Annotated in this window: 30 protein-coding genes and 1 tRNA gene; 14 read left to right on the forward strand and 17 right to left on the reverse strand. The window is 68.9% G+C overall.

Annotated elements, in window-relative coordinates; translation table 11 throughout:
* The first annotated feature begins 353 nt into the window (after nt 1–353).
* The 6 genes from BN159_RS29610 to BN159_RS29635 all read left to right on the forward strand — a co-directional run bounded on the left by BN159_RS29610 (nt 354) and on the right by BN159_RS29635 (nt 4,850).
* Nucleotides 354–794, forward strand: a complete 441-nt coding sequence (locus BN159_RS29610; protein ID WP_015660695.1) for a DUF3052 domain-containing protein — start codon at nt 354–356, stop codon at nt 792–794.
* 117 nt (nt 795–911) lie between these two features.
* Nucleotides 912–1,370, forward strand: coding sequence for a peroxiredoxin (locus BN159_RS29615; RefSeq protein ID WP_015660696.1), 459 nt, complete (start codon nt 912–914; stop codon nt 1,368–1,370).
* A gap of 113 nt (nt 1,371–1,483) precedes the next feature.
* Nucleotides 1,484–2,059 (forward strand): calcium homeostasis/redox stress adaptation protein, encoded by a 576-nt coding sequence (locus tag BN159_RS29620; protein WP_015660697.1) that lies wholly within the window; start codon nt 1,484–1,486, stop codon nt 2,057–2,059.
* Between the two features lie 109 nt (nt 2,060–2,168).
* Nucleotides 2,169–2,744, forward strand: coding sequence for a TerD family protein (locus BN159_RS29625; protein WP_015660698.1), 576 nt, complete (start codon nt 2,169–2,171; stop codon nt 2,742–2,744).
* Nucleotides 2,745–2,869: 125 nt separating this feature from the next.
* Nucleotides 2,870–4,012, forward strand: a complete 1,143-nt coding sequence (locus tag BN159_RS29630) for a DUF475 domain-containing protein (RefSeq protein ID WP_015660699.1) — start codon at nt 2,870–2,872, stop codon at nt 4,010–4,012.
* A gap of 97 nt (nt 4,013–4,109) precedes the next feature.
* Nucleotides 4,110–4,850, forward strand: a complete 741-nt coding sequence (locus BN159_RS29635; RefSeq protein WP_015660700.1) for a TerD family protein — start codon at nt 4,110–4,112, stop codon at nt 4,848–4,850.
* Between the two features lie 94 nt (nt 4,851–4,944).
* On the opposite strand, the gene BN159_RS29640 is transcribed toward BN159_RS29635, so the two are convergent.
* Entirely contained in the window at nt 4,945–5,751 is an 807-nt protein-coding gene (locus BN159_RS29640) for a TerD family protein (RefSeq protein ID WP_015660701.1), read from the reverse strand.
* 186 nt (nt 5,752–5,937) lie between these two features.
* On the opposite strand from BN159_RS29640, the gene BN159_RS29645 reads away from it, so the two are divergent.
* Genes BN159_RS29645 through BN159_RS29655 form a run of 3 tightly spaced genes read left to right on the forward strand, consistent with a single transcriptional unit; the run spans nt 5,938 to nt 10,436 of the window.
* The gene (locus BN159_RS29645) at nt 5,938–7,104 is read left to right on the forward strand and encodes an HpcH/HpaI aldolase/citrate lyase family protein (protein ID WP_015660702.1); all 1,167 of its coding nucleotides are present in this window, start codon (nt 5,938–5,940) and stop codon (nt 7,102–7,104) included.
* A gap of 21 nt (nt 7,105–7,125) precedes the next feature.
* Nucleotides 7,126–9,624 carry a phosphoribosyltransferase gene (locus BN159_RS29650; protein ID WP_015660703.1) on the forward strand — a complete coding sequence of 833 codons (2,499 nt, stop codon included), beginning with the start codon at nt 7,126–7,128 and terminating at the stop codon, nt 9,622–9,624.
* Nucleotides 9,624–10,436, forward strand: coding sequence for an HAD family hydrolase (locus BN159_RS29655; protein ID WP_015660704.1), 813 nt, complete (start codon nt 9,624–9,626; stop codon nt 10,434–10,436). Before BN159_RS29650 ends, BN159_RS29655 begins: the two co-directional genes overlap by 1 nt.
* Before the next feature lie 3 nt (nt 10,437–10,439).
* Here BN159_RS29655 and BN159_RS44305 read toward each other — a convergent pair whose 3' ends face one another.
* The 3 genes from BN159_RS44305 to BN159_RS29670 form a co-directional block, all read right to left on the reverse strand.
* Entirely contained in the window at nt 10,440–10,652 is a 213-nt protein-coding gene (locus BN159_RS44305; protein ID WP_041820010.1) for an FmdB family zinc ribbon protein, read from the reverse strand.
* Nucleotides 10,653–10,683: 31 nt separating this feature from the next.
* Nucleotides 10,684–12,075: a hypothetical protein gene (locus BN159_RS29665; RefSeq protein WP_015660705.1), complete on the reverse strand. Its 1,392-nt coding sequence runs from the start codon at nt 12,073–12,075 to the stop codon at nt 10,684–10,686.
* A gap of 77 nt (nt 12,076–12,152) precedes the next feature.
* Nucleotides 12,153–12,914, reverse strand: a complete 762-nt coding sequence (locus BN159_RS29670; RefSeq protein ID WP_041822008.1) for a DUF4097 family beta strand repeat-containing protein — start codon at nt 12,912–12,914, stop codon at nt 12,153–12,155.
* 223 nt (nt 12,915–13,137) lie between these two features.
* Between BN159_RS29670 and BN159_RS29675 the strand changes: the two genes are divergently transcribed.
* A complete protein-coding gene (locus tag BN159_RS29675) occupies nt 13,138–14,817 on the forward strand; it encodes a transposase (protein ID WP_015660707.1) in 1,680 nt (559 codons plus the stop codon).
* A 16-nt stretch (nt 14,818–14,833) separates the two neighbouring features.
* Nucleotides 14,834–14,905 (forward strand) — tRNA-Val (locus tag BN159_RS29680).
* 870 nt (nt 14,906–15,775) lie between these two features.
* Here BN159_RS29680 and BN159_RS29685 read toward each other — a convergent pair.
* Genes BN159_RS29685 through BN159_RS44310 form a run of 3 tightly spaced genes read right to left on the reverse strand, consistent with a single transcriptional unit; the run spans nt 15,776 to nt 16,667 of the window.
* Nucleotides 15,776–15,979, reverse strand: coding sequence for a hypothetical protein (locus BN159_RS29685; RefSeq protein WP_015660709.1), 204 nt, complete (start codon nt 15,977–15,979; stop codon nt 15,776–15,778).
* Entirely contained in the window at nt 15,976–16,458 is a 483-nt protein-coding gene (locus tag BN159_RS29690) for a hypothetical protein (protein WP_015660710.1), read from the reverse strand. Before BN159_RS29690 ends, BN159_RS29685 begins: the two co-directional genes overlap by 4 nt.
* Complete coding sequence (locus BN159_RS44310; protein WP_078598901.1) at nt 16,455–16,667, reverse strand: hypothetical protein; 213 nt, start codon at nt 16,665–16,667, stop codon at nt 16,455–16,457. The genes BN159_RS29690 and BN159_RS44310 overlap by 4 nt, the downstream gene beginning before the upstream one ends.
* A 176-nt stretch (nt 16,668–16,843) precedes the next feature.
* Here BN159_RS44310 and BN159_RS29695 point away from each other — a divergent pair, with 176 nt between their 5' ends.
* Nucleotides 16,844–17,596 (forward strand): DUF6879 family protein, encoded by a 753-nt coding sequence (locus BN159_RS29695; protein WP_015660711.1) that lies wholly within the window; start codon nt 16,844–16,846, stop codon nt 17,594–17,596.
* A gap of 10 nt (nt 17,597–17,606) precedes the next feature.
* Nucleotides 17,607–18,461: a helix-turn-helix domain-containing protein gene (locus BN159_RS29700; protein WP_015660712.1), complete on the forward strand. Its 855-nt coding sequence runs from the start codon at nt 17,607–17,609 to the stop codon at nt 18,459–18,461.
* Between the two features lie 49 nt (nt 18,462–18,510).
* On the opposite strand, the gene BN159_RS29705 is transcribed toward BN159_RS29700, so the two are convergent.
* The 7 genes from BN159_RS29705 to BN159_RS29740 all read right to left on the reverse strand — a co-directional run bounded on the left by BN159_RS29705 (nt 18,511) and on the right by BN159_RS29740 (nt 23,618).
* Nucleotides 18,511–18,795 (reverse strand): hypothetical protein, encoded by a 285-nt coding sequence (locus tag BN159_RS29705; RefSeq protein WP_015660713.1) that lies wholly within the window; start codon nt 18,793–18,795, stop codon nt 18,511–18,513.
* A complete protein-coding gene (locus BN159_RS29710) occupies nt 18,792–19,055 on the reverse strand; it encodes a hypothetical protein (RefSeq protein WP_015660714.1) in 264 nt (87 codons plus the stop codon). The genes BN159_RS29705 and BN159_RS29710 overlap by 4 nt, the downstream gene beginning before the upstream one ends.
* A gap of 32 nt (nt 19,056–19,087) precedes the next feature.
* Nucleotides 19,088–19,285, reverse strand: coding sequence for a hypothetical protein (locus BN159_RS46445; protein ID WP_015660715.1), 198 nt, complete (start codon nt 19,283–19,285; stop codon nt 19,088–19,090).
* Nucleotides 19,282–19,833 (reverse strand): phage minor capsid protein, encoded by a 552-nt coding sequence (locus BN159_RS29720; protein WP_015660716.1) that lies wholly within the window; start codon nt 19,831–19,833, stop codon nt 19,282–19,284. Before BN159_RS29720 ends, BN159_RS46445 begins: the two co-directional genes overlap by 4 nt.
* A gap of 895 nt (nt 19,834–20,728) precedes the next feature.
* On the reverse strand, nt 20,729–22,153 hold the full coding sequence (locus BN159_RS29730) for a hypothetical protein (protein WP_015660718.1): 1,425 nt from the start codon (nt 22,151–22,153) through the stop codon (nt 20,729–20,731).
* A gap of 291 nt (nt 22,154–22,444) precedes the next feature.
* Nucleotides 22,445–23,092, reverse strand: a complete 648-nt coding sequence (locus BN159_RS46450) for a hypothetical protein (RefSeq protein ID WP_015660719.1) — start codon at nt 23,090–23,092, stop codon at nt 22,445–22,447.
* A 295-nt stretch (nt 23,093–23,387) separates the two neighbouring features.
* Nucleotides 23,388–23,618, reverse strand: a complete 231-nt coding sequence (locus BN159_RS29740) for a DUF2277 domain-containing protein (RefSeq protein WP_015660721.1) — start codon at nt 23,616–23,618, stop codon at nt 23,388–23,390.
* A gap of 119 nt (nt 23,619–23,737) precedes the next feature.
* On the opposite strand from BN159_RS29740, the gene BN159_RS29745 reads away from it, so the two are divergent.
* Nucleotides 23,738–24,634: a ketopantoate reductase family protein gene (locus BN159_RS29745; RefSeq protein ID WP_015660722.1), complete on the forward strand. Its 897-nt coding sequence runs from the start codon at nt 23,738–23,740 to the stop codon at nt 24,632–24,634.
* 15 nt (nt 24,635–24,649) lie between these two features.
* On the opposite strand, the gene BN159_RS29750 is transcribed toward BN159_RS29745, so the two are convergent.
* From BN159_RS29750 to BN159_RS29760, 3 genes are read right to left on the reverse strand one after another with little or no spacing between them, the layout of a single operon-like run.
* Nucleotides 24,650–25,012, reverse strand: coding sequence for an iron chaperone (locus BN159_RS29750; protein WP_015660723.1), 363 nt, complete (start codon nt 25,010–25,012; stop codon nt 24,650–24,652).
* 1 nt (nt 25,013) lies between these two features.
* Nucleotides 25,014–25,538 carry a GNAT family N-acetyltransferase gene (locus BN159_RS29755; RefSeq protein ID WP_015660724.1) on the reverse strand — a complete coding sequence of 175 codons (525 nt, stop codon included), beginning with the start codon at nt 25,536–25,538 and terminating at the stop codon, nt 25,014–25,016.
* On the reverse strand, nt 25,535–26,428 hold the full coding sequence (locus BN159_RS29760; protein ID WP_041820012.1) for an alpha/beta fold hydrolase: 894 nt from the start codon (nt 26,426–26,428) through the stop codon (nt 25,535–25,537). Before BN159_RS29760 ends, BN159_RS29755 begins: the two co-directional genes overlap by 4 nt.
* Nucleotides 26,429–26,459: the final 31 nt, after the last annotated feature.

The following is a 26,459-nucleotide window of genomic DNA, read 5'->3' on the forward strand; positions in this document are numbered from 1 at the left end:
GCTGGTGCGTGGGGCTTGCTTCGAGGCTTGTTTCTGGGGGTTTTGCTCTGTCTGCGCCGTTCCCCATCGTGTACCTCGGGACGCCAAACGTCATCTCTACTGCGAGGTAATCCAAGCCTGGTCCCCCCGGAGGGTTCCCAAAAGCGCAAAGAGGGCAGAACGGTGTGGCGTGTGTCACCTTGGGGTGTGACGCCATGACGGCAGTTGCGGTGACACGGCCCGGAACGTCACCGTTTCGGCGGTCTGAACGGCCGGGTACTTGCGCGATCCGCCCCGCCCGTGTGGACTACGGCCAACGCCACGCGCACGCGCGCGGCCGAGTTATTCCCGAAGACATGATCAGGAGGCAACCCGTGAGCGCGACCGCGGACCACGCGGAGGAGCGGACCAACCCTGCCGTCAGGCTGGGTTTCCAGCCCGAGCAGGTGGTCCAGGAGATCGGCTACGACGAAGACGTAGACCAGGAACTCCGCGAGGCCATTGAGGAAGTCATCGGCAGCGACCTCGTGGACGAGGACTACGACGACGTCGCCGATGCCGTGGTGCTGTGGTTCCGCGACGACGACGGCGACCTGACGGATGCGCTGGTGGACGCCACCACGTACATCGAGGAAGGCGGCTCGATCCTGCTGCTGACGCCGAAGACCGGACGCGACGGCTACGTCGAGCCGAGCGACATCTCCGAAGCCGCCACGACGGCCGGACTGTCCGCGTCCAAGAGCGTCAGCGTCGGCAAGGACTGGAGCGGCAGCCGTCTGGTGACGCCGAAGGCGGCCAAGTCCGCCAAGAAGTGACCCTCCCCGGACACACCGGACGGGCTGGCTTCGGTCAGCCCGTCCGCGGGCCCTTCGCGATCACTGCGTAGGGTGGTTGCGACCACCCGAACAGCCCACCGAAGGGACATGCCGGTAATGGCCATCCAGGTCGGCGCCAAAGCCCCCGACTTCGAGCTCAAGGACAACCACGGCAAGACCGTGAAGCTGTCCGACTTCCGCGGCCAGAAGAACGTCGTGCTGCTCTTCTACCCGTTCGCCTTCACCGGTGTCTGCACCGGCGAGCTGTGCGAGCTGCGGGACAACCTGCCGAGGTTCGCGGACCGCGACACCCAGCTGCTCGCCGTGTCCAACGACTCCGTGCCCACCCTGCGGGTCTTCGCCGAGCAGGAGGGCTTCGAGTACCCCCTGCTGAGCGACTTCTGGCCGCACGGCGAGGTCTCCCGCGCCTACGGTGTCTTCGCCGAGGACAAGGGCTGCGCGGTGCGCGGCACCTTCGTCATCGACAAGGAGGGCGTCGTCCGCTGGACCGTCGTCAACGGTCTGCCGGACGCCCGTGACCTGAACGAGTACGTCGCGGCGCTCGACACCCTGTGATTCTTGGGTACCAAGGCCTTCGGGCTACGGGAACCCGTCACTAGGATCGATACGTTGATCCGGTATCAAACGCATGGCGGGGCTCCCCGCCCCTGGACATCTATGGAGGACTCGTGGGAGTCAGCCTCAGCAAGGGCGGCAACGTATCGCTGACCAAGGAGGCCCCTGGCCTCACTGCGGTCATCGTCGGTCTGGGGTGGGACATCCGCACCACCACCGGCACCGACTTCGACCTGGACGCCAGCGCACTGCTGCTGAACTCGTCCGGCAAGGTCGCGAGCGACGCGCACTTCATCTTCTTCAACAACCTCAAGAGCCCGGACGGCTCCGTCGAACACACCGGTGACAACCTCACCGGTGAGGGCGAGGGCGACGACGAGCAGATCAAGATCAACCTCGTCGGTGTCCCGGCTGACGTCGAGAAGATCGTCTTCCCGGTGTCGATCTACGACGCCGAGAACCGCCAGCAGTCCTTCGGCCAGGTGCGCAACGCGTTCATCCGCGTCGTGAACCAGGCCGGCGAGGCGGAGATCGCCCGCTACGACCTCAGCGAGGACGCCTCCACCGAGACCGCCATGGTCTTCGGTGAGCTCTACCGCCACGGCGCGGAGTGGAAGTTCCGCGCCATCGGCCAGGGCTACGCCTCGGGCCTGCGCGGTATCGCGCAGGACTTCGGCGTCAACGTCTGAACCCGGCAGTAATCCGCGCTCCAACCCGCCCGGCGCCGCACGGTTTGCGTGCGGCGCCGGACGCGCAGGGAAACAACCAAAGAAGCTCGACCCGGGGAGGACCAGCATCATGGGCGTCACGCTCGCCAAGGGGGGCAATGTCTCCCTGTCCAAGGCCGCACCGAACCTCACCCAGGTGATGATCGGGCTCGGCTGGGACGCGCGCTCCACCACCGGAGCCCCCTTCGACCTCGACGCCAGCGCGCTGATGTGCAACGGCGGACGGGTGATGGGGGATGAGTGGTTCATCTTCTACAACCAGCTCAAGAGCCCGGACGGCTCCGTGGAGCACACCGGCGACAACCTCACCGGCGAGGGCGACGGCGACGACGAGTCGCTGCTGATCGACCTCGCCAAGGTGCCCGCCCAGTGCGACAAGATCGTCTTCCCCGTCTCGATCCATATGGCCGATGAGCGTGGCCAGACGTTCGGGCAGGTCAGCAACGCCTTCATCCGCGTGGTGAACCAGGCCGACGGTCAGGAACTGGCCCGCTACGACCTCAGCGAGGACGCCTCCACCGAGACGGCGATGATCTTCGGCGAGGTCTACCGGTACCAGGGCGAGTGGAAGTTCCGTGCGGTCGGGCAGGGGTACGCGTCGGGGCTGCGCGGCATCGCCCTGGACTTCGGGGTCAACGTCTCATAACGCGTTATGAGCAAAATCCGGGGCCCGGTGGGGAACGAGGGGCTGCCGACTACACTTCGGCTTCAAAAGTTCGTAAAGCCGAGTACGGCGCGGGGGAGACCCGTACACACAGGATTGGGTAGCCAGTGCTTCTGAAAACCTTCGGCTGGTCGTTCGCGGTCACCGCGCTCGGCCTCGTCGCGGCGGTCCTCTACGGGGGGTGGACCGCCTTCGGCATCGTGGCGATCCTCTCCGTCCTCGAGATCTCGCTGTCTTTCGACAACGCAGTGGTCAACGCCGGGATCCTGAAGAAGATGAATGCCTTCTGGCAGAAGATCTTCCTCACCATCGGTGTGCTGATCGCCGTCTTCGGTATGCGACTGGTGTTCCCTGTCGTCATCGTCGCCGTCACCGCCTCGATGGGTCCGATCGAGGCCGTCGACCTCGCACTCACCGACAAGGACCGGTACGAGCAGCTCGTCACCGACGCGCACCCGTCGATCGCGGCCTTCGGTGGCATGTTCCTGCTGATGATCTTCCTCGACTTCATCTTCGAGGAGCGCGACATCAAGTGGCTCGGCTGGCTGGAGCGCCCGCTGGCCAAGCTGGGCAAGATCGACATGCTGTCGGTCTGCGTCGCGCTGATCGTCCTGCTCATCACCTCGATGACCTTCGCGACCCACGCGCACCTGCACGCCGGCCCGGCGGACAAGGCAGAGACGGTTCTGCTCTCCGGTATCGCCGGTCTCATCACGTACATGATCGTCGGCGGTCTCTCCGGCTACTTCGAGGACAAGCTCGAAGAAGAGGAGGAGCGCGAGCACGAGGCGGAGGAAGAGGCCGAGCGCACCGGCAAGCCCCGCTCGGCGGTCGTCCTGGCCGGCAAGGCCGCGTTCTTCATGTTCCTCTACCTCGAGGTCCTGGACGCGTCCTTCTCCTTCGACGGCGTGATCGGCGCCTTCGCCATCACCAACGACATCGTCCTGATGGCGCTGGGTCTCGGCATCGGCGCGATGTACGTCCGATCGCTCACGGTCTACCTGGTCCGCCAGGGCACCCTCGACGACTACGTCTACCTGGAGCACGGCGCCCACTACGCGATCGGTGCCCTCGCCGGAATCCTGCTGGTCACCATCCAGTACGAGATCAGCGAGCTCATCACCGGCTCCATCGGCGTCATCCTGATCGGCTGGTCCTTCTGGTCCTCCGTGCGGCGCAACCGCGCGCTCGCGGAGGCCGAGGGAAAAGCGGAGACCTCGGACAAGACTGAGGTCTCGTCCGGGGTGTGACACCTCTCCGAGTGAGGAACGCTTCTTGACGGGGCGGCCGGGTCTCCGGCCGCCCCGTTGCCATGGTCCGAGTGCGTGTGTGGGTGTGGGGGCGGGAATGGGCTTGTTGGACGGGCTGCTCTGGCGTGGACGCGCCGCCCAGTTCGACTCGGGCAGTGCGGCGAGCAACGCGATCGAGCTGACGAGACGGCACGGCACGGTCTCCCTGACCAAACAGGACGCGGCCACCGGGCATCTGCGGGTCAATCTGAACTGGCGGATGCGCAGCTCCGACATAGGCGGGCCGCAGCGGGAGAGTCTGCTGCGGCATCCGTTCAAGGCGCTCAAGCCGCCGGAGGTCGTCGGGCACAGCATGAGCATGGTCAACGTGGACCTGGACCTCGGGTGCCTGTATGAGCTGGCCGACGGGACGAAGGGGGTTGTCCAGCCGCTCGGGGGGTTCCTGGGGGACGTGAACTCGCCGCCGTACGTGAAGCTCAGCGGGGACGACCGGTTCGGGTCGGCCTCGGGCGAGACGATGTACGTCAATCTCGATCAGCGGGAGAACATCAAGCGGTTGCTGGTCTTTGTGTACATCTACGACCAGACGCCGGCGTTCGATCGGACGCATGCGACCGTCACGCTGTATCCCAGCAATGGGCCGCGGATCGAGATCGGTCTTGATGAGCGGCATCCGCTGGCCCGGTCGTGCGCGGTGGTGATGATCGAGAACGTGAAGGGGGAGATCGTCGTTCGGCGTGAGGTCAAGTTCGTGTACGGGTTCCAGGCCGAGCTTGATCGGTTGTACGGGTGGGGATTGCAGTGGGGGCGGGGATACAAGGCGAAGGCGGATCGGTAGCCCACGGATTCGGTGCCTTGGTGTTTCGTTGGCGGCTGCGGGCTCGTCGTGGCTTGTCGCGCAGTTCCCCGCGCCCCTGTAAGCGGAGTTTTCCTTACCGCCCGATGAACTGTGGGCCCTGTGGCGGCAGGCGGAAATCTCCTGCCGGGACCGGGGCCGGGGTCACCGGGGGCGGGTAGCCGTAGCCGCCGTGGGCGGGCTGGCTGGTGGGCTGGGGGTAGCCGTAGGCCGGCTGGGTCGTCGGCGGGGTCTGGGGGTAGCCGTACGACGGCTGCGGCGGGACCGCCGTCGTGGGCTGTTCGGGCGGCAGGGGCTGGGAGCGGGGCTCCTCCGCCGGTTCCTCGGGGGCCGTCGCCTCCGACTCGTCCACCATGATGCCGAAGTCCGTGGCCAGGCCCTGAAGGCCGTTGGAATAGCCCTCGCCCAGGGCGCGGAACTTCCAGCCCTCGCCGCGGCGGTACAGCTCACCGCAGATCATGGCCGTCTCCTGGCCCGTCTCCGGCTTGATGTCGAAGTGCAGCAGCGGCTCGCCGTCGGCCTCGGACGCGTCGTACAGCAGGATGCGCAGCGAACGTACGAGATCGAAAGTGGCGCCCTCCGCCGATGCGACCAGGTAAATCTGGCTGACGTCGGGCTCGACACCGGAGAGATCTGTCTGGATCGTGTCGGTGAGGCCCTCGGCGACCCGCTTCTTGCCGAGCCGCCAGACCTTCCCGGAGGGGTGACGGGGCTGGTTGTAGAAGACGAAGTCCTCGTCGGACCGCACCCGACCGTCGGGGCCGAGGAGCAGCGCCGAGGCGTCGACATCCGGGACCCCCTGCCCGGGCGTCCAGCGGAGCACGGCACGTACGGTCGTGGCTTCGAGCGGGACGTTCGACCCCTTCAGCATCGCGTGCGTCATGCGGTCATCCTGCCCTCTCGGTAGTGATCACGACAACGCGGGGGTACATGATCGGCTGACGGTCTCCGCACCCGCGTTACCAGAAATTCATGCCCTGCGGGAACCCCTGACATGGGTATCTACGTACTATTACCGGCCACCTGTGAACAGATCACAGGGGTCGCTCAGCCATCACGGGGGAGTTTTATGCGTCATTTCGGGCACATCGCCCCTGAGGTGCGGCAGCGCCTTTTCTACCGGGAGCCGTGCGAGTTCGACGCGGATTCCCCGGCCCGGCTGCTCTCCACCGCCCTCGGGGCCACCCTCTACAGCCCGGCCACCCGGCCGCGCCTCGCGGACGACATCCGCAAGCAGGCGGCGCGCGGCGTGGTCTCGATGGTGCTGTGCCTGGAGGACTCCATCGGCGACGAGGACGTGGCGGCGGGCGAGGAGAACCTCGTCCGGCAGTTCACCGACCTCGCGGAACACGCGCGGGAGGGTCTGCCGCTGCTGTTCATCCGGGTCCGTACGCCCGAACAGATCCCCGACCTGGTACGACGCCTCGGAACCGCCGTGGAGCTGCTCTCCGGATTCGTGCTGCCGAAGTTCACCGAGGAACGCGGCATCCCCTTCCTGGAGGCGCTGACGGCCGCCGAGACGGCGAGCGGACGCCGGCTGTTCGCCATGCCCGTGCTGGAGTCGCCCGAGCTGCTGTTCCGGGAGTCCCGGGTGGAGACGCTGGAAGGGATCTTCCGGGCGGTCGACAAGTATCGTGAAAGAGTGCTCGCGCTGCGGCTCGGCGTGACCGACTTCTGCTCCTCCTACGGCCTGCGCCGCGCCTCCGACATGACGGCGTACGACGTCCAGATCGTCGCCTCCGTCATCGCCGACGTGGTCAACATGCTCGGCCGCGCCGACGGCACCGGGTTCACCGTGACCGGCCCGGTGTGGGAGTACTTCCGGGTGCAGGAACGTATGTTCAAGCCCCAGCTGCGCCGCAGCCCCTTCCTGGAGGGCCAGGCCGAGGAACTGCGCGAGGCCCTCATCGAGCACGCGATGGACGGCCTGCTCCGCGAGATCGCCCTCGACCAGGCCAACGGCCTCACCGGCAAGACCTGCATCCACCCGTCCCACGTCCTGCCCGTGCACGCGCTGTCCGTCGTCAGTCACGAGGAGTTCAGCGACGCCCAGGACATCCTGCGGCCCGAGAGCGGCGGCGGGGGCGTGCTGCGCTCGGCGTACACGAACAAGATGAACGAGGTGAAGCCGCACCGCGCCTGGGCCGAGCGGACCCTGCTGCGCGCCGAGGTCTTCGGAGTGGCCAACGAGGACGTCGGCTTCGTGGAGCTGCTCGCCGCCGGAATCCCCGGCTGACCACCGACAACCAAGGGACGCATGAACAAGGCAGTGAACAACGGGGTCTGGTCCGGCACCTGGGTCGCCGAGCGGCTCGGGGTCGAACTGAAGGGCGACGACACGCTCAAGGACCTGCTGGGCCTGGCCCTGCGCCGCAACCCCAAGCGGGCCCACCTCCTCGTATCCCATGTGCTCGGCAAACACATCCCGCAGTCACCGGCCGTGGTCTACGGCCATGGCTTCGCCCTCGGACGGCAGGTGCGGGAGCTGCTGGGCGCCGAGGAGGCGGCCAACGCCGTCGTCCTCGGCTACGCGGAGACCGCGACGGGCCTGGGCCACTCGGTGGCCGACGGCCTCGGCCCGGCCCCCTACCTCCACTCCACCCGCCGCCCGGTCCCCGGCATCGCCCCGGCGGGCGGTTTCGAGGAGTCCCACTCCCACGCGACCTCGCACCTGCTGCTGCCCGAGGACCCGGCCCTGCTGGTCGGCGACGGCCCCCTGGTCCTGGTCGACGACGAGTTCTCCACCGGCAACACGGTCCTGAACACGATCCGCGACCTGCACGAGCGCTACCCGAGGCGCCGGTACGTCGTGGTCGCCCTCGTCGACATGCGCTCGACGGCGGACGCGGGGCGACTGGAGGAGTTCGCGCGGGAGATCGGCGCGAGGGTGGACTTGGTGGCGGGGGCGAAGGGGACGGTGGGCTTGCCGGAGGGGGTGCTGGAGACAGGGCAACGGTTGGTCGCCGAGTTCGAAAGCTCCCCAGGGGCGCGGGGCTGTGTTGAATCTGCGGCTACCGCCGCGCGGGCGCGACCAGCCCCCACCAACCCGCAGCCAACAGTCAACCGAGTAGACCTCCACTGGCCCCACGGCCTCCCCGACGGCGGCAGACACGGCTTCACCCAGGCACACCGAATACGCCTGGAAACCGCCCTCCCCGCCATGGCCGCAAGGCTCGCCGAAGCTCTCCCCGATAACGCGCACCGCGTGCACATCCTCGGCTTCGAAGAGCTGATGTACGCCCCCCTCCGCCTGGCCCGCGAGCTGGAGCAGATCACGGACGACACCGAGATCCGCTACTCCACCACCACCCGCTCACCGGTTCTCGCGGTCGACGACCCCGGCTATGCGATCCGCACCCGCCTCGTCTTCCCGGCACACGACAACCCGGCGGACGGACCGGGCGACCGCTACGCCTACAACGTCGCCGGAGCGGACTTCGACGCCATCGTCGCCGTAGTCGACTCCACCGCCGACACCCCCGAACTGCACGCCCCCGGCGGCCTCTTGGACCAGCTCGCGGAGCACACTGCGCACGTCCTGCTCGTGGTCGTCCCCTCCTACGTCCCCGAGCCCCTGTACGTACCCGAAAGGCCCTCGATGCTGCCCGAGCCCCTCCGCGGCCCCGCCTTCTCCTCGTACCCCCCGGAGGAGGTCGGCTGGCTCCTCCAGGACCTGTCCGACGTCACCCTGGAGGCGCCGACCGAGGAGCGTGAGGAGGCCATCCAGAGCGGTGGCGCGCACTACGCGGAGTCGCTGCCGGTGGAGTACCAGCCGAGCGCCGAGTACCAGGGACTGTTCCAGACGGCGCTGGAGGAGTCCGCGTCCCGGCTCGCGCAGGCGGTCGGCGCGGTGACGGAGGTCGTGCTCGCCGAGCGCTCCCCGCGCCCCGTGCTGGTGTCGCTGGCCCGCGCCGGCACCCCCGTGGGCGTCCTGATGCGCCGCTGGGCCCAGCACCGCCACGGCCTCGACCTTCCCCACTACGCCGTCTCCATCGTGCGCGGCCGCGGCATCGACGCCAACGCTCTGCGCTGGCTCGCCTCCCACCACGACCCGCGTGATGTCGTCTTCGTCGACGGCTGGACCGGCAAGGGCGCCATCACCCGCGAACTGGCCGACGCCATCGAGGAGTTCGAGGCCGCCGAGGGCATCACCGGCTTCGACCCGGAGATCGCGGTACTGGCCGACCCGGGCTCGTGCGTACGGACGTACGGCACCCGCGAGGACTACCTGATCCCGTCGGCGTGCCTCAACTCCACGGTGTCCGGCCTGATTTCCCGTACCGTGCTGCGCGCGGACCTGGTGGGCCCGAACGACTTCCACGGCGCGAAGTTCTACCGCGAACTCGCCGGTGCCGATGTGTCGGTGGACTTCCTGGACGCCGTGGCCGCGCGCTTCCCCGAGGTGGCGGACGCGGTGGACGCTCAGGCCAAGGAGCTGCTGTCGGCCGACCGGACGCCGACCTGGGAAGGCTGGGCGGCGGTTGAGCGCATCAGCGAGGAGTACGGCATCCATGACGTGAACCTCGTCAAGCCCGGCGTCGGCGAGACCACGCGGGTGCTGCTGCGGCGGGTGCCGTGGAAGATCCTGGCGCGGGCAGGGGCCGGCGCCGACCTGGACCACGTACGACTGCTGGCGGAGCAAAGAGGGGTACCCGTGGAAGAAGTGGCCGAACTGCCGTACACCTGCGTGGGGTTGATCCACCCCAAGTACACGCGGGGCGCGACGGGCGCCGACGGCAAGGCGGTGTCGGTCTGATGCCGGTACTTGTGGCGAGCGATCTGGACCGCACCCTCATCTACTCCTCCGCGGCCCTCGCACTGACCATGCCGGACGCGCGGGCGCCGAGGCTGCTGTGCGTGGAGGTGCACGAGTCCAAGCCGCTCTCGTACATGACCGAGACCGCCTCGCAGTTGCTGACGGAACTCGGCGACGTGGCGCTGTTCGTGCCGACCACGACCCGCACCCGCAAGCAGTACGAGCGCATCAACCTCCCCGGCCCGCAGCCGAAGTACGCGATCTGCGCCAACGGCGGCCACCTCCTGGTGGACGGCGTCTCCGACCCCGACTGGCAGGCACGGGTCACCGCCCGCCTCGCCGACGAGTGCGCGCCCCTCGACGAGATCCGCGAGTACCTGATGGCGACCGCCGACCCCATGTGGGTCCGCAAGCACCGGGTCGCCGAGGACCTCTTCGCCTACCTGGTCGTGGAACGCGAACTGCTCCCCGAGGACTGGGTGAAGGAACTCGCGGCCTGGGCGGAGAACCGCGGCTGGACGGTCTCCCTCCAGGGCCGCAAGATCTACGCGGTCCCGAAGCCCCTCACGAAGAGCGCCGCGATGCACGAACTGGCGCGACGCACGGGCGCGGACCTGACACTCGCGGCAGGCGATTCCCTGCTGGACGCGGACCTGCTGCTCGCGGCGGACAAGGGCTGGCGCCCGGGGCACGGGGAGCTGGCGGACGCGGAGTGGACGGCACCGGAGATCAGGGCGCTGCCGGAGCGGGGAGTGCTGGCGGGGGAGAGGATCCTCAGGGAGTTCCTGAAGGAGTGCAGGGCGCCGAAGTAGCGCTCAGCTGCAACAACCCCCACCGCAACAGCCCCCGCCTGCCTGAGGAGCACGCGCGGGGGCGGCTGCCGTACCCCCGACAGCCACCGTCGACAACAACTTCACCGTGTCCTCATGTCCCGAAGGACACGAGGCGGGGTCGGAGGACTGAGCCATGGGACGGCTGACTTCGAACGTGTCACCGCAGGTCCGGCACCGATAGTCATAACGAGGCATGCCGACAGATTAAACGAGGCATGCCGACGGATTAACTGCCGGACCCGCCCCGCTCCTCCCTGATCTGAGCCACCACCCGAGCCACGGTCTGCCGCACCGCCTCCAACTCGGTGAGGAAGTGCCAGTAGTCCGGATGCCGCCCTTCCAAGGTCTCGACGGCCCGGTCCAGCCGCCCCACCGAGTCGTCCAACGGCCGCGCATGCCGAGGATCAGGCGTGTTCCGCCCGGCCATGGCCAACCGCTGCGCATCCCGGATCGCGAACCGCGTACGGTCGATCTCGGCGGCAGGATCCTTCTGCACGGCGTTCAGCCGCCGCAGCCGGTCCCCGGCGGCGGACACGGACTCGTCCGTGGAGTTGAGCAACGCCCGAACCGTCGACAACAGCGCGGTCGCATCCGGCCACCGCTGCTCGTCCCGCGCCGCCTGGGCCTCCTTCAGCTTCAACTCGGCCTGCCGCACATTCTCGACGGCCTGGTCGGGCACCCCCTGAAGGTCCTGCCAGCAAGCCGCGGTGAACCGCCGCCGCAACTCGCTCAGCACCGGCTCGACCTGCCCGGACCGCGTGGTGAGCGCCTGCGCCCGAGTCCGCAGCGAGACCAGCCGATGATCGATCTCAGCGGCCCGCTCAGGCAACCGCTCAGCCTCGACCCGCACGGCCTCGGCCTCCCGGGCAACCCGCTCGGCACGCTCCAGCGTCTGCGGCACACCATGCTGCCCGGCACCCTGATTCAACCGGGTCAGCTCAGGAGCCAGCGCCGCAAGCCGCGCCGCGAGATCATCGGCCTTCAACCCCGACGACCGTACGGCGTCCAGGGCGTTGGACGCGGCGAGCAACCCCTGCCGGGCCCGCTCCACCGCAGGCGCGAGCCGCGCCAACTGCGTCTCCGCCTTGCCGAGCAGCGGCCCGAGACCGTCCCCGAACCGATCCAGCTCCCGCTTGACGTCGGTGAGCGCGTCCTTGGCCCTGCTCAGCTCGGTACGCGCGCGTACGGCGGCCGAGGCTTCGAGATCGTCCCGGTCGAGATCATGGGCGTCGACGGCCTGGATGTACTGATGACTGACCTCGTCGATACGCCTGCTGATCGCCTCGAAGTCGCTGACAGCCCGCCGGGCGGCGGGTGAGTCGTCGACGGCCGTGATGGTCTCTATCGAGATCCGCAGATCGCGCTGGGCGGTGTCCAGTTCGTAGAACGCGGCCGCGGCATCGTCCTTCGCGGCCTGCGCCTCGGCCCGCTGGCTCTCGGCCCGGCCGCCGAACCACCGCCGGGTGCCGCCGCCGGCGAACGCGGCGGGCAGCACGAGCGCGGCGGCCAGGGGCAGGGCGAGAAGGGCGACGGTGTCCGCGAGCGCCTGCCGTACGGGACGGGGTCGGGGTGCACGCGGCACCAACGGCGAGTACGGCTGCGATGGTGTCGCCGTCACATCCCTCTCCCGTGCTGTGGTCCGCCCTGCCCGGCGCTGTCATTCTCCCACCGGTTAAGGACGAACACACGGGCCCGTTAGTTCGCGGTTCGGACCGTGACTTTCCCGTCGCCGGTACGCGCACCGATGACATGCCCGCTCGCCTCGTCCCGAGGCACGGACACATCGACCCCGCCGTCCCCCGTCTGGGTCGACACCCGATACGTCGCCCTGGGCACCTCGATCGTCACGGACCCGTCCCCGGTACGGGACTCCACCAGATCCGGCACGACGCCCAGTTCGAGCTTCACCGACCCGTCCCCGGTCTGCGCCCGCACCTCACGCGAGTCGACCTCGGCCCGCACGGACCCGTCCCCGGTCTGCACCCGCAGCGGCCCCGTGGAGTCGGTGACATGCACAGACCCATCACCGGTACGAATGTTCAGCGCATCCTCGAACCCCCGGGCCCGCACACTGCCGTCCCCTTCCTGAACCTGCACGGAGATCCCCCGAGGCACCTCGATCAAATGCTTGGCGGCACAGTCGGCAACGACGCCGGAACACTTCATCCGCAGCTTGAGCCGACCGTCCTCCATCTCCCAGGTCACCTTGGGATCACCCCCCATGACCACGGACCCCTTGAACCACCGGGTGACCCGCACCTCCCCCTCGGGGATCCCCTCAGCAGCCACGATCTCCAGAGCCGAGTCATCGGACTCGATCACCAGACTCTGCCCCTCGATCCCGAAAGACCGCCGCTCAGGCTCCGTGTCCTCCCCGGCATCAGCACAGGCCCCAAGCCCAGCAACAAGCAACGCGACCACACCGACACCAGCCCCGACCCGCCCAGCACGCCCCACGACGGCCACCCCCAAACAGTCCAAAGAAGCTCCCACGAGCCTCTACGACCGTACGAACCAAGCCCCCACCCGCACGATCCGGGCCACTACCGGGTTTCGGGTGGGGATAACCCCCGGGAGCCCCTGACTGCGACCGGAGTTCCTGTGTCGAACGGGTGACCTTCCCCGGTGGCAGTCGTTGCATGCAATGAAGGATCTTCATGCTGTTGGGAGGGGGCGGGCGGTGGGCGGCTTGCGGGAGTTGTCGGCGCCGTTCGTCGTGCCCGGTCCTGCCGGGGTGGCGATCCGGACGCGCTTGCGGGTGTCCTCGGCGGACGCGCTGGTGCTGACCGAGGTGGGACTGTTCCTCGGCTCGCTCGCCTCAAGGGATCTCGGGGCGCGGTCCGGTCGGCGACAGGCCGGGGAGTCGGACTCGCGGGCCGCGCGGAAGCGGGCGCTGACCGGGGCTTCGTCGGCGCGGTGGGCCGGCAGTGTCACCAGGGCGACGGATGACCAATGGGCGCTGGCCAGGCGTGGTCAGGCCGATGAGCTGGTGTGGCTGCGGCGGGAGATCGCGAGGATCGAGGCACGGCTGGCCCGCCCGCTGGCCGCCAAGGCCGACCATCGAGCCGGACTGGTACGTGGCCTCTCCAGCAGCTCCGAGTGGCACGCCAAGTCCCGTCGCCTGGGCGCCCTCCGGGACCGCTTGGCCGCCCTGGAGACGGACTGGGCGGCGGGCCGGGTGCGTGTGGTGCGCGGTGGAAAGCGGCTGGCCCGGTCGAGTCACCGCCTGGGCGAGGCGGGGCTGAGCCGAGAGGCTTGGCGGGAGTTGTGGCAGGCGGCCCGGATGTTCCTGGCGGCGGACGGGGAGACCGGCAAGGGCTGGGGCAACGAGACCATCCGCGTCACCGACACCGGGCAGTTGTCGATCCGGCTTCCGGCGGCACTCGCGCACCTGGCCAACGCCCCGCACGGCCGGTACGCAGCCACCGCGACTGTCGCCTTCACCCACCGGGGCGAGGAGTGGCAGGACCGGATCCTCGCGGACCGGGCAGTGGCCTACCGCATCCACCACGACCCGGTGCGCGGTCGCTGGTATCTGACCGCTGCCTGGAAGCGCACACCGGCCCCAGCGCCGCCGCTTCGGACAGCTCTGGCCCAAGGCGTGCTCGCCGTGGACATGAACGACGACCACCTCGCTGCCTGGCACCTCGACCGCCACGGCAACCCGGTCGGCGAGCCACGACGCTTCCCCTACGACCTCTCCCGCGACACCCAGCACCGAGACGCCCAGATCCGGCATGCCCTGACCCGGCTGCTGCACTCTGCCCGGAGCAGTGCGGTCGCGGCCATCGCCGTAGAGGATCTGGACTTCACCGCCTCCACCAGCCGAGAGCGACACGGCCGAGGCAAGCGATTCCGCCGCCTGGTCTCCCGCTTTCCCACTGCCAGACTCCGGGCTCGCCTCGTCTGCATGGCCGCGGAGCAGAACCTGGCCGTCGTCGCGGTCGATCCGGCGTACACCTCCCGATGGGGTGCACAGCACTGGCAGCAGCCGCTGATGACCTCCACCCGCAAGACCACCCGCCACGACGCCGCAGCCGTGGCGATCGGACGACGCGCCCTCGGGCACCCGATCCGGCGACGGACGGCACCGCCCCCGCACGACCGGAGGGATCGTGCGGGGCATCGGACCGCCCAGGCCGGACCGGAGACCCGGTGGCGTGAGGGACCCCGCCCCCGCATGCCGGACCACGGACACGATCCGTGCCGCCCGGATACGGAGCGAAAGCGGGCGACCAGCATGCCCAACACCACTCGGGGCATGCGGCTGAGCGCCTTTCCGCTCAGTCCCCAGGAAGTGAGCCACCCTCCGCCCCCTGCCGAGATACCGGATTGCGGGACGGGGCCCGGGACAATGTAGGCTGTCGGCCTGTCCCGGGTGCGTAGCTCAGTGGTAGAGCGCCTGCCTTACAAGCAGGATGTCGGCGGTTCGAAACCGTCCGCGCCCACCGGTAGACAAACCCGAGCTCAGCTGGGGTTGCGCGGCCCTTCGGAGAGATCTCCGGGGGGCCGTTCTCGTGCCCGGAGTACACATAAGGTCCACATCCCCCGGCGATCATGGTTTCACATCACCCGATCGGGGGACTTGATCACTGTGCAGCGGTATCTACGCTGCCAAGCAAGGACGAGGACGGTGCGACTCCCCTCGCGCGCCAGACAGAGGCGGGTCGTACGTACAAACGTAGACCGCCCCACTCCAGCAAGGGGGTGGGGTGGCTTGCTCTGACCGAGTCAGAGCGCAGGGTGACCGAACCCGGGCGGACAGAGGTACACCCGAGGGTCATCCAGCCCACGTCGGCCGAGACCGACGTGGGCGCATGTGCTGGTGGGTGGCATGTGCCGAATGTACTCGCCTCAGCCTGCTGGTGTGGTCGCCACGCATCTACACGGATCCCTGTTGATCACACGGATGAGGCATGTCTCGTGCCCCCGTACCCGCACCGCACCAACCACTGCCGGGCAGACCGGACAATGAGCGGCCGCCCGGTTCTGCTCGCCGTCGGGCAGCCGCCCCTCCACCCCGGCCGGGCCTAGGCGGCCGACCAGAGAGGTTGAGGGCTGGCCGCCACTGACGGGGTACAGAGACGGCCAGCAGCCTGCTGCCGGGCTAGAGCGGGAACCGGCAGCAGGGGCCTATTCCTTCCACTCGGTCCCGCGTGGGTCTGTGACGGTCTTGCGCCCGTTGTAGTAGTCCACGTGGTTCGGGTGGGAGTGCGGCCGCCTCGTGCAATGGCGGCCGCCCTTCGGGTGTTCCATCCAGCAGTAGCCGCCCGCCCGGCCAGCCGACTGCTCCGCCTCTTTCCGGCGGGCCTCGGTGCTCACCGGTCGGCCAGCGGGGTCAGGTCGTAGGCGCGGCGGCAGGGAAGGCAGGCGAACAGGCCGGAGCCGCCGAAGGCGGAACCCTCATCCTGCGTCCTGATCAGGCGCACGCCCCAGGCGTTGCCCTGGTGCCATGCGCACCGGCCGAACGCGCTGCTGTTGGGCGGCTCTTGAGGGGACCCTGTCTCCGTCCTGGCCGTCATGCTGGTGCCTCCGAGGAAAGTCGGGCGCCGCCACCAGGACCAAACGCGGCAGCAAGCACGGTGGGATCAGTGAGCCGGCCCGACCCGTCAGGGCGTGCCAGCCAGAAGCGGCCATCGACTTGCCAACCGGTCGGCGGGCAGCGCAGCAGCCAGCCTGGGGCGTGGACCTTCACGTGGCGCGCGTCGTCGAGGTCCTCGGCCGCGTCCAGCGGGACCAGCCACCAGGCCGTATCCGATTCCGGGTCGGCAAGCACGGGGCTGCGGTCCGCTTCGCGGATGCGGGCGAGTGCTGGCATGCCGAACACGAGCTGCGTCTCGGCGACGAGCCATCCGATGCCTGAGGCTATGGGCGCCAGGAGTTCGTCTTCCCACGCCGCTCGGACGAGGACCGGGTGCGCGGAACAGGTGGCGAGCCACGCGTCCCCGGCCTCGTACGTCCCAGCAAAGGTGGCCGCGACCCCACCCGGGTTCTTGTTCATGCTGCGGGCTCCCCTCGCCGGAGTGCGTGCGCCAGGCGCGCGGCCACATTCGCTCGCACCCGTCCGAGGTCCACGAATGGGAGCGTGGCTGACGCCGATGGGTCGACCCTCAGCGACGGCAGCACGATCCCGGCGCGGTCGAGTGCCGCCTGGAGGGACTCCACAGCGGTGAACGGATCGGCTTCGAGTGGCGCAAGGTGATCGGCCATGAACAGGACCGTAGGTACGCGGCGTTGACAGCCACCAGGCGATGTTCTCGAATGTTCTCGGGGGCTGACCGAGTGTTCTCGTCTGGTCTCACGAAGGTGCCGGAGCACGGTGGTGCGCGGGCATCGGGCCTGGTGATGCTGATGGCGCCACACTTTCGGCAGCGAGGGAGACGACCATGGCGCGACGGTTACGGTTCAACGGCACCGACAGCAAGAACGGCGGCTGCCCGGCCGTCCACGAGGACCTCGACAGCGGGGAGATCCTCGTACAGGGGCATCCAGTCACGGACCCCAAGGACATCGCTCAGCTTCAGCACCTGGGCCCGGACGACACAGTGGTGGCCGTCCCGCGCGAACTGCTCGTCAACCACGGCCCCAAGGAGCTGCACCGCGTGCCCAAGCTCATCGACCTGGACGAGTTCGGCCTTCTCTTCCGCACCTTCGAGCACTCGGCATGGCACCTGGAAACCCGCCGCGGTTACGCCTCCGACCGAGAAGACCCCGACTTCGACGCGTTTCTCGCCACCGGCAAAGCGCCGTGTGACCTCGGCAGCGACTGGTGCACGAACATCCGCCAGCAGACGGCCTCCGGGAAGTACGTCGGCCGGGTGCGCGTCGTCGACACCCCGCCGACCGAGGGCCAACTGTTCCTCCTCAGCTATGCATACTGCAACGCGGCCACAGGAGAGGACGCCCGCAACATCTGGCGCGAGGACGCCGACCGGGCCCACCTGCCCGCTGAGGACTTCTGGATCTTTGACAGCCGCCTCGTGGCCGTACTCCGCTTCGACGACCAGGACGTGCTTCACGACGTGGAGATCATCACCGAACCCGCCGAGGTCCTGCGGTACTGCCAAGTCCGCGACGCCGCCGCCCACAACAGCATTCCCTTCGACGAGTTCGCGGCGCAGATCAGCGGGAAGGAGTAGACCTCCACCGGTGAGCACGGACTACCAGCAGGCCCGGGAAGCCCTCGGCCGACGGTTGAGAGACCTACGCCTGTCGGCCGCCGGAGGCCGCCTCACCGGAACACAACTCGCGCAACGGCTCGGCTGGCCGCACTCCAAGGTGTACAAGCTGGAGGGCGGCCGCCAGACCGCGAACCCGGAGGACCTCCAGGCGTGGGCCGATGCCGTTGGCCACCCGGACACAGGCGAGGAACTGCTGGCCAGGCTCGGTGGGTTCGAGTCTCACATCAGGTCCTGGCGCCGCCAGCTCGCAGCTGGCCACCGTCCCGTCCAGGACGTGTGGAATCTGGAGGTCGACCGTTCCGAGGAGATCTATGCCTGGGAGGAGTCAGTGGTCCCCGGCATGCTCCAGACCGCCGACTACGCGCGCGCCATTTTCCAGCGGTACGCCGACTTGTACGGCTCCAAGCGGGACACCGAAGAGGCCGTCCGGATGCGCATACTGCGTCAGCAGTGGCTGCACCAGGGAGGTCACACCTTCCATGCTCTCGTCTGGGAGGCGGCCCTTCACAGCCTCATCTGCGCGCCCGCTGTCCTTGCCGCACAGCTCGACCGGCTGGCAGGCATGATCGGGATGGACACGGTGGACCTTGGGATCGTCCCGCTGGGCGCATCCCTGAAGATCCCGGCCGCGAACGGCTTCTGGGTCCTGGACGATCGGCTCGTCATCGCGGAGGACTGGCACGCGGAGATCTGGCTGGACGACACCGACAGCGTCGCCACCTACATGAGGGTGTGGCACACGCTGCGGGAGTCCGCGGTCTACGGTCTCGACGCCCAGGCCCTCATCACCAGAGCCCAGCGGACCGTGCACCCCCGAGCATGACGAAAGGCCCCCTCCCGCCCGAAGGCGAGAGGGGGGCAGAAGCGATGCGTCACCGACCGAGCGCGGACCACAGAGCAACCGCGAGCCCACCCGTACCGGTCAGCGCAGCCACGGCCGGCAGTGGCCACCGGTTCTTCTTCAGCGTCTCGACCTCGGCGCGCAAGTCGTCGAGGTCCTTCTCCGTGTCCTCGCGGAGCTGGGCGACGTCCCGCTCGGTGCGGGCCGACCGCTCGACCAATACGGCCAGGCTTCCCTCGACCTCGGCAAAGCCGGTCGCGACCGTACCGCGGAGTCGCTCCAGCTCGATCGCAACCGAGGCCTCCGGGACCGTCACGAGCGACTCGCGCGCACCAGCGCGGCGACGTCGTCCGTCGACTCGTACCGCGGCGGCTTCGCGTACCCGAGCAGCAAACCGGCCAGGCTGAGCAGCCACGCCGGACCGCTCGCCTTCTCGACCAGGCGCTCGACGACCCGGAACGCGAGGCAGCACACCGCGGCGACCGCAATCGTCATCCCGCCGGCCACGGTGGTGGAGTCGGTCTGAGGGCCGAGGCCGGTGAGGACGGTGAGCGCCCACCCGGCGAGGAGCGGCACGACAGTGCGCGAATGGAGGTCAGCAGCATGAGTTACTCCTTGACGTCGAAGCCGCGGCGCTTGCCGAGCTCGGTGAGGGATGCGAGGTCCGGCGTGCCGTCTGCGTCGTCGATGGACCAGCCACAACGGCGCTGCCATGCCGCGTACGCCGTGGCCGTGCCGAAGTGGCCGTCCGCCAGAGCCTTGGAGAGGAGGTCCTCGGCGACGAGCGCGGCCTCCACCGTCTTCACGCCCGTGTACGAGACCGGCGTGCCCTTCTTCGGGGGGCGGCCTTCCGTGCGGCCACGAGTTGGGTGAGGTCCACGACCGGCCGCGCGGGGCTTCGGCGTGTCGTCGTGCCGAGCATCACACCGCCGGACACTCGCGACACTATCGAGCGGAAGGTGTCGACGACCGCACGTGTGATGCGCTGGTACAGCGGCCTGCTGTCCTCGGCCAGGCTCGCGGCGAGCCGGTCGACCGCTGCGGCGTTGGGCAGCGTCCGGCGGGCGACGAGCTCCCGCCCGATGTCGAACGCGCTGAGCTCGGCGATGGCGGCCTGGCGGCCGCGGTTGTACACCTCGATCAGAGCCTCTGAGACCGCGCCCGTAGTGTCCCGCTCCAGCGCCGTGGAGATCGTCTCCACGGCGCGGCGCAGGTCGCCCACAGCGGCGAACTTCAACTCCGCCCACCGAGGCGAGTCGATGTCCGCCGCCAAGTCGGTGGCGAGTCGCTCCAAGAGCGAGGCCTCGGCGTCCTCGTACAGGCGCACTACCGCACGCGCCAAGTCTTCTGCCATCGCTGGGGAAACCGGCACAGCGAGCCTTGCTCTCCCCCAGCCCAGGCAATCTCAGCCAATGGGTAGTAGACAGATGGCGCCGCGGAAAGCGCCGTCTACGCGGAACGCTCTACGTGGCTGCGCGATTACTACGCCGCGCTCCAGCCCGAGTCTTCCGGTGCCAGTACGCACGAGGCGTCAATTGATTGGCCTGCCTGACATGCGCACTCTGTTCGATTCACCAGGGGATGAGGGAGCCTGATGTGCTGGCAGAGGCCCCATCTGCCACAGATGCCGCTCACTTACGCGGGTGGTACGAACTCCGAGCGAAGCGTGCCGTTCTGCGCCTCAGATTCCCTGACTACCGCGAGAGGGGCGGAGCCACGATGCTCACCAGCACCCATCGAATCTCGGCCACGAGACTGGATGAAAGGGAGCTCTATGTTCAACTTCAACGCCCCTCGCCCAGGGGAGCGACTCGTTGACCCCGCTGACGGACAGATCTACGAGAAGCGCTTCCGCTCCAATGAGTGGACGCCCGTTACCGGGCCCCTGGGGATTCCGGTCCGTGCCCGTACCGAGCCGTTGACCGGTCGCCCGTATGTACGGCGCGAGGCTCCCCTCCAGCAGCCGCGCCCGGCCAAGGATCAGTTCAATCGCGAGATCCAGGGCCAGTCTGATCAGCCGCTCTACCAACTGCCTCTATCTCACTGGGATCTGCTACAGATGGGTCCTAACATCGCCATGTATCGCGACAGGCGGCGACACCTCATGGGCGACACTGACTAAGGCCTCGGTCCGCCAATTGACGGAGAGTCGGCTCCAGTCGTGAACGGGTCCGCGACGACTCGACCCGACTCGCCGAGAATCGCGTCGACTTCCACGGACACCTGGGCATCGTCCCAGTCGGGATGCATCATCCGGACCAGGGTGTCCGTGGATGCGGCCTCCGCCCGGCGTAGCAGCTCGGCTGTGGCGGCCAGTTCGGTCGGGCCCTCGCTGATCGAGTCCTGGAACTCCACGTTCGGCGCCTCCAGGTCCAGGCCCGTGACGCGGAACCGCTCGCCGCCTGGACGGCCAGGAAGGCCGCGGTGATGTTGGCGACCGCCGGGCCCCAATACAGCGCCTTACGCCCGCGGCTGCCCATGTTCCGGCGCTCGCGCGCGGATCTCGGTTGTGGTGACCGCAGCACCGTCCCCGGTCTCGCCGAACGTCGAAGCGGAGTAGCTGGCCTGGCGTACGGCCTGCTCGGCGCCAGTGTCGCGGTGTTCCTGCACGCGGATGGCGAACTGCACAACGGTGAGCGGGTTGGGGTCGCCGGGTCGTTGGAGCATCTGGAGCCCCGAGTAGATCCGGCGCTCTTCGCTCCATGCTGCGCCCTGCCCAGGGCCGAGGGATCCAGCATCGAGGTGGGCACGACGATGCGGTCCCTGCCGTTCTGGACGTCCCGCATCCAGCTCGAATAGGTCTCGTCGAGCTGGTCCATGAGGCCTTCGACGCCCTGGAAATCGGACTGTCCCCAGTAGGCGGCGGTGGGGATGTGCCTCCAGGCGCGCGCAGGGCGGACGTTGGGCACGTACGCGGCGGTGAGGTGGTGGGGAGGGCCGGTGTCGAGGCATCCCTCGGCATCGACCATCGCGGCGAGGGGTGCAGTCTCGGGGTGCTCAGCGAGGGGCCGGGCAGCGCCCAGGCTTGAGGCGGAGCCCTCGTACAGGCCGTGGTAGATCCGGCCTCGCTCGTGGCGCTCCAGGTGCCGGAACACCCGGTTGTCGTTGCGGCCCTCGGTCTCCAGCACGGTCCAGAAGGTGACGGTGGTGAGGCGTCCGTACCGGAACTCGCGGACGGTGCGGTCAGCGGCCACCGTGTCGATCCACGGCTGGTCCGATACAGCGTCGTCCCACACCACGCGCAGGTAGGCGCCGCCGAGCGCCGCGCAGATCTCCCCGGCCTCCAGGAGCGTGGGCTGGAGCCCTCCCTCCATCAGGGCATTGAGGGCGTCTTGGGTGGCGTTGCTGGCGTCCTCGGCGGCGAGCAGCTTCGGCGGCTCGGAGAACAGCAGCTCACTGCTCGTGCGGGCGATGTCCCCGGCGAGGGGGACGTGCAGCTTGTCGCGCTTCTCGCCGTCGGGGGTGGGCTGGCCCCAGAACCAACGGGCCAACCTCCCGATCACACTGCCACGATGCTGCGAGGGCCAGCTGAAAGCCTCGAGGTAGCCGCGGCCGGAGTAGCGGGCTTCCAGCCGGTCGGGCTCACTGGAGTACCAGGCGTCCCAGTCCGCGAGGGCGTACTGGATTCGATCGTCGACCGGTGGCCATTGCATGTCACTTTCAGAGAGCGGCACGTCACTTCACCTCGTATCAGACGACCTGGCTGGGTATGAAGTAGTGCCAAAGCGCTGCAACTCCGCGCGCATCCTGCGGCTACTGCACGAAGGCGGACCCATGGAGTACTGGCACTGGGCAGTCCTAACTTGGGTGCTCACCTTGGGCGCTCTCGCTCTCATGGTTCGGAGCATCATCAGAAGTGTGAGGAAGTCCGATGCCGAGGCTCATGCAAGGGCGGAGCAGGAAAAGCAGGCGCGGATCCGGCAGGGACTCCCTCCCTGGCCGCCTGCCTTGCCTCAGCGCGATCCTCATGCAGGAACAGGAAGCGGCTTCATGGGAGGGAGGGGCGAAAATGGAAGTGGCTTTTGGTAGGGCCCCGGCTCCTTGCCACCTCGATCAGGCGGCCACCTCCAGGGGCATCGGGATGTGCGGTCGCCACAGGGCCTCTGTCGTGCGGACGCCGTACCGCAGCGCGTCGCAGGAGTGGTCGTCGACCTCGCCTTCCCCGCGGCCTCGTCGTCCCAGCTGTCGCCGGGCAGCTCCTCGATGAGCCCGCGCGCGGACGGGTGCACGCGCAGCCGGTCACCCGCGAGCAGCGAGGCGACCGTGCGGATACCGTCCGCGACCGTGTTCTCGGCCGGGGTGACGCCGGAGACGCCATCGCGGTGCAGCTGCTCGATGTACGAGGCGGCAGACGGGTCAACGACGGTGAACTCCGGCCACACGCCAAGGACGCTGGTCTGCGGGTGGGCTACGGACGCGAGCCACTGCCAGCGCGCAGCGGTCGTGGACGTGCCGAAGGTGAGGCCGAGTTCGGCGGCGATGACCGAGACGGTGCGCTGCGCCCGATTGATCTCGCGGGCGATTGCGTTACGGCCCATGCCGAGCGCGTGCAGTTCGCGTACGCGCTGGTAGTCCTCTTCGGTGACGGGGGTCTTGGTCCAGCCGGAGACCATGGTCACCTCCGAACGTGCGAAGGCCCGGCCGCCGGGGAGGGCAGCCGGGCCTGGTCGGTGGCGGGTCAGGCCACCTCGACGCGCTGTGGATCGCCGAGGAGCCCGTCCTTGGACGTCACATACTTCGGGGTGAAAGCGCCCTTGCCCGGCATGGGGGTGATCATCACTCGGAGCCACTCCCAACGCCTGTCGAAAGGGAACGACTGCCTTACAAGCAGGATGTCGGCGGTTGGAAACCGTCCGCGCCCACGTGTGTGGAAGGTCCTGGCCCTTGGGGGTCGGGGCCTTCTGTCGTTCAGCTGGCTGCGCGGGCGGACTGGCCTCGGACTTCGAGGCCGGCGAGCAGGGTTGCTGTGGCCTCGGCGATGGTGTCCACGGCCTCGTCGAAGACCTCGCGGTTGTGGGCGGCGGGGGCTCTGAAGCCGGAGACCTTGCGGACGTACTGGAGGGCGGCGGCCCTGATGTCGGCTTCGGTGGCCTCTTCGGGCATTACCGGCGGGCGGAGTGTCTTGATGCTGCGGCACATGCGTCCAGTCTTACTCGGGGCACTGACAATCCGCCGCCGAGGGGACAGCAGGTCTGCCATGATCGCTGGGAGGCGGCCACCGATCAGCGGGGCCGACCGATGAAGGGCTGGCTTCGGTCATGACTGAACTTCGTGTCGCGATACTTGGGCCCGGTGGGATCGGGGGGCTGCTTGCGGGGCTGCTCTCCCGTGCCGGGCATCGTGTGGTCTGTCTGGCGGGGGAGGGGACCGTCGAGACGCTGCGTGCCGACGGGGTTCGGGTGCGTAGTGGGCTCTACGGGGACTTCAGCGCCCCTGTGCACGCCGATACCGTGCTTCGTGAGCCCGTTGACGTCTGTCTCGTCGGTGTCAAGCACACCTCGCTCGACTCCGCGCTTGAGCGCATTCCGGCCGAGGCGCTCGGTGACGCCCTCCTCGTGCCCTTTCTGAACGGTGTTGAGCATCCCGCTGTCCTGCGGGCGCATCATCGGGACGATCGTGTCGCTCCTGCCGTCATCCGGGTCGAGTCCACCCGGGTCGGTCCCGGTGTCATCGAGCACGGCAGTCCCTTCGCCGAGATCGATCTGACGGCGGACAGCGTCCCTCGTGAGCGGGTGGAGGGGCTTGGTGAGGTCCTCGGGGCCGCTGGGCCTGTCACTCGGGTGCTTGACGGGGAGAGTGGTGTGCTGTGGGCGAAGATGTCCTTCCTCGCGCCGTTCGCGTTGCTCACCACCCGGTATGGGCTGCCGCTCGGTGAGGTGCGGACCCAGTATCGGGACGAGCTTGTCGCGCTCGTCGAGGAGGTCGCCGCTGTCAGTCAGGCGTGTGGTGGGCCCGGGGATCCTGGGCAGGCCCTTGGGCGGTACGACGCCTTTCCGGCCGCGACCAAATCCTCCATGCAGCGGGACGCGGAGGCCGGGCGGCCCGTCGAGCTCGATGCCATCGGTGGGGCGCTGCTGCGGGCGGCGGAGCGGCATGGCGTCAAGGTGCCGGTGGCCGCTCGGCTCGTGGAGGAGCTGAAGGCCGCGGGGCACTGACGTACGCGTAGGGCCTCAGCAGATCTTGCCGGGGCCCTTTGCCGTGGCTCTGAGCAGGTCCTGTACCAGGTCGTAGTCGACGGTGGCCGGGTTGCGGAAGCGTAGGCATCCCTTGCCCATGTCCTGGTCGGCCAGGCGGTCGGTGAAGGCTTCCCGGATGTCGCTTCGCATCAGGTAGAAGGAGATGTACTGCTTCTGGGACGCGAAGGCGATCTCCGGCTCGCCGTCCCGGGTGTAGGCGGGCATGCCGTACGCCATCACCTCGGTGTGGGTGGGGAGTTCGGTGCGGCACAGGGTGCGCAGGCGGGTCAGGGGGGCTCTGCGGTCCTCCGGCAGTTCGGCCAGGTAGGCGTCCACGTTCTTCGCTTCGCTGCGCATGTCAGATTCCGAAGGCCTTGGCGTAGTGGATGGTGCCGGCGGGCAGGGGGTCGGCGTTCAGGGAGAGGGCCATCAGGGCCTCGTCCGGGACCTCGAAGGGGACGCCGATGCCGTGTGCGGAGGCTTGGGTGAAGCCGAAGCGCGGGTAGTAGTCGGGGTGGCCGAGGACCGTGACGAAGCGTTCGCCCTGGTCCGCCGCGGCGGCCAGGGCCGCCCGGATCGCCGTGCCGCCCGCGCCGGTGCGCTGGTGGTCGGGGTGTACGGCGACGGGGGCGAGGCACAGGGCCGGTACGTCGTCGATGTGGCAGCGGGTCAGCAGGGCGTAGCCGATCGGTTCGTCGGTGGTGTCCGTCGTGATGTACGAGAGGCCGTCGACCCACGCCGCGTCGGTCCGTAGCGCGTCCACCAGGTCCGCCTCCAGCGGTGTCTCGAACGCGGCCAGGACGATCTCTCGGACGGCGTCGATGTCGGCGGTCGTCTCGGGGCGTGCGGTCCAGTGCGGAGTCGGTGGATTCATGGGATTCATGGGTTCATTCTGGGCGGTGCGACCGCATTCGCGGACGCGACCAGCCACTCCAGCGCGCTCCCGCCCGCGTCGAGCACCGAGATGTGCCCGTCCTCCGGCCTCGGCCACAGCTGCGCCGTCGGGCACTGGCGCGCGAGCCACCGGCTGTGCGAGCTGGGGACTACGCGGTCCAGGTCGCCGTGTACGAGGAGGAGCGGTGCCTTGATGCGGGCGGGGGCGAAGCCCCACGGGGCCACGTACGCCAGGTCGTCGTCGATCAGGGCGCCCGGTCCTGCCTCCACCGCGGGGCCCACGACCTCCCCGAACCAGGACCACTCCGCGGAGAGCGCGGCGTGGTCGGCCGGAGTGAACATCTCCGGGTCGTACTCGGCGGTCGCCTCGTGGGCCTCCTTCGCCGTACGGCCCTCGGCGGCCGCCCGCAGCGACGCCACACCGGAGTGCGACATGCCCGTGAACCAGTCCAGCCCTTCGGCGTCGAACGGGGCGAGGCCCGCCACCGAGGCCACGGTCAGGACGCGGTCGGGCAGGAGGGCGCCGCAGGCCAGGGCGTGCGGGCCGCCGCCGGAGTGGCCCAGTACCGCGAATCGGTCGATGCCGAGGGTGTCGGCGATGGCGGCCACGTCGGCAGCGGCGGAGGCGATGTCCCGGCCGGGGTGCGGGGTGGAACCGCCGTAGCCCGGGCGGTCGTACGACACCCAGCGGATACCGAGGCGGGCGGCGGCCGGGAAGAGGGGCCTCGGAGGGGTGCCGATGTTCGGCGTGCCGTGGTGCCAGAGGACGACCAGGTCGGTCTCGGAGCCTCCGGAGTCGTAGATGTGCAGCGTTCGGCCGTCGCTCAGCTTCAGGTCGGTCTCCTTCACCCCCGCGAACCTACTGGCGGCCACTGACATCACGCACCCGTTCGAATGAACCCCGCGAAGC

This window comes from Streptomyces davaonensis JCM 4913, from assembly GCF_000349325.1.
Lineage (GTDB): Bacteria > Actinomycetota > Actinomycetes > Streptomycetales > Streptomycetaceae > Streptomyces > Streptomyces davaonensis.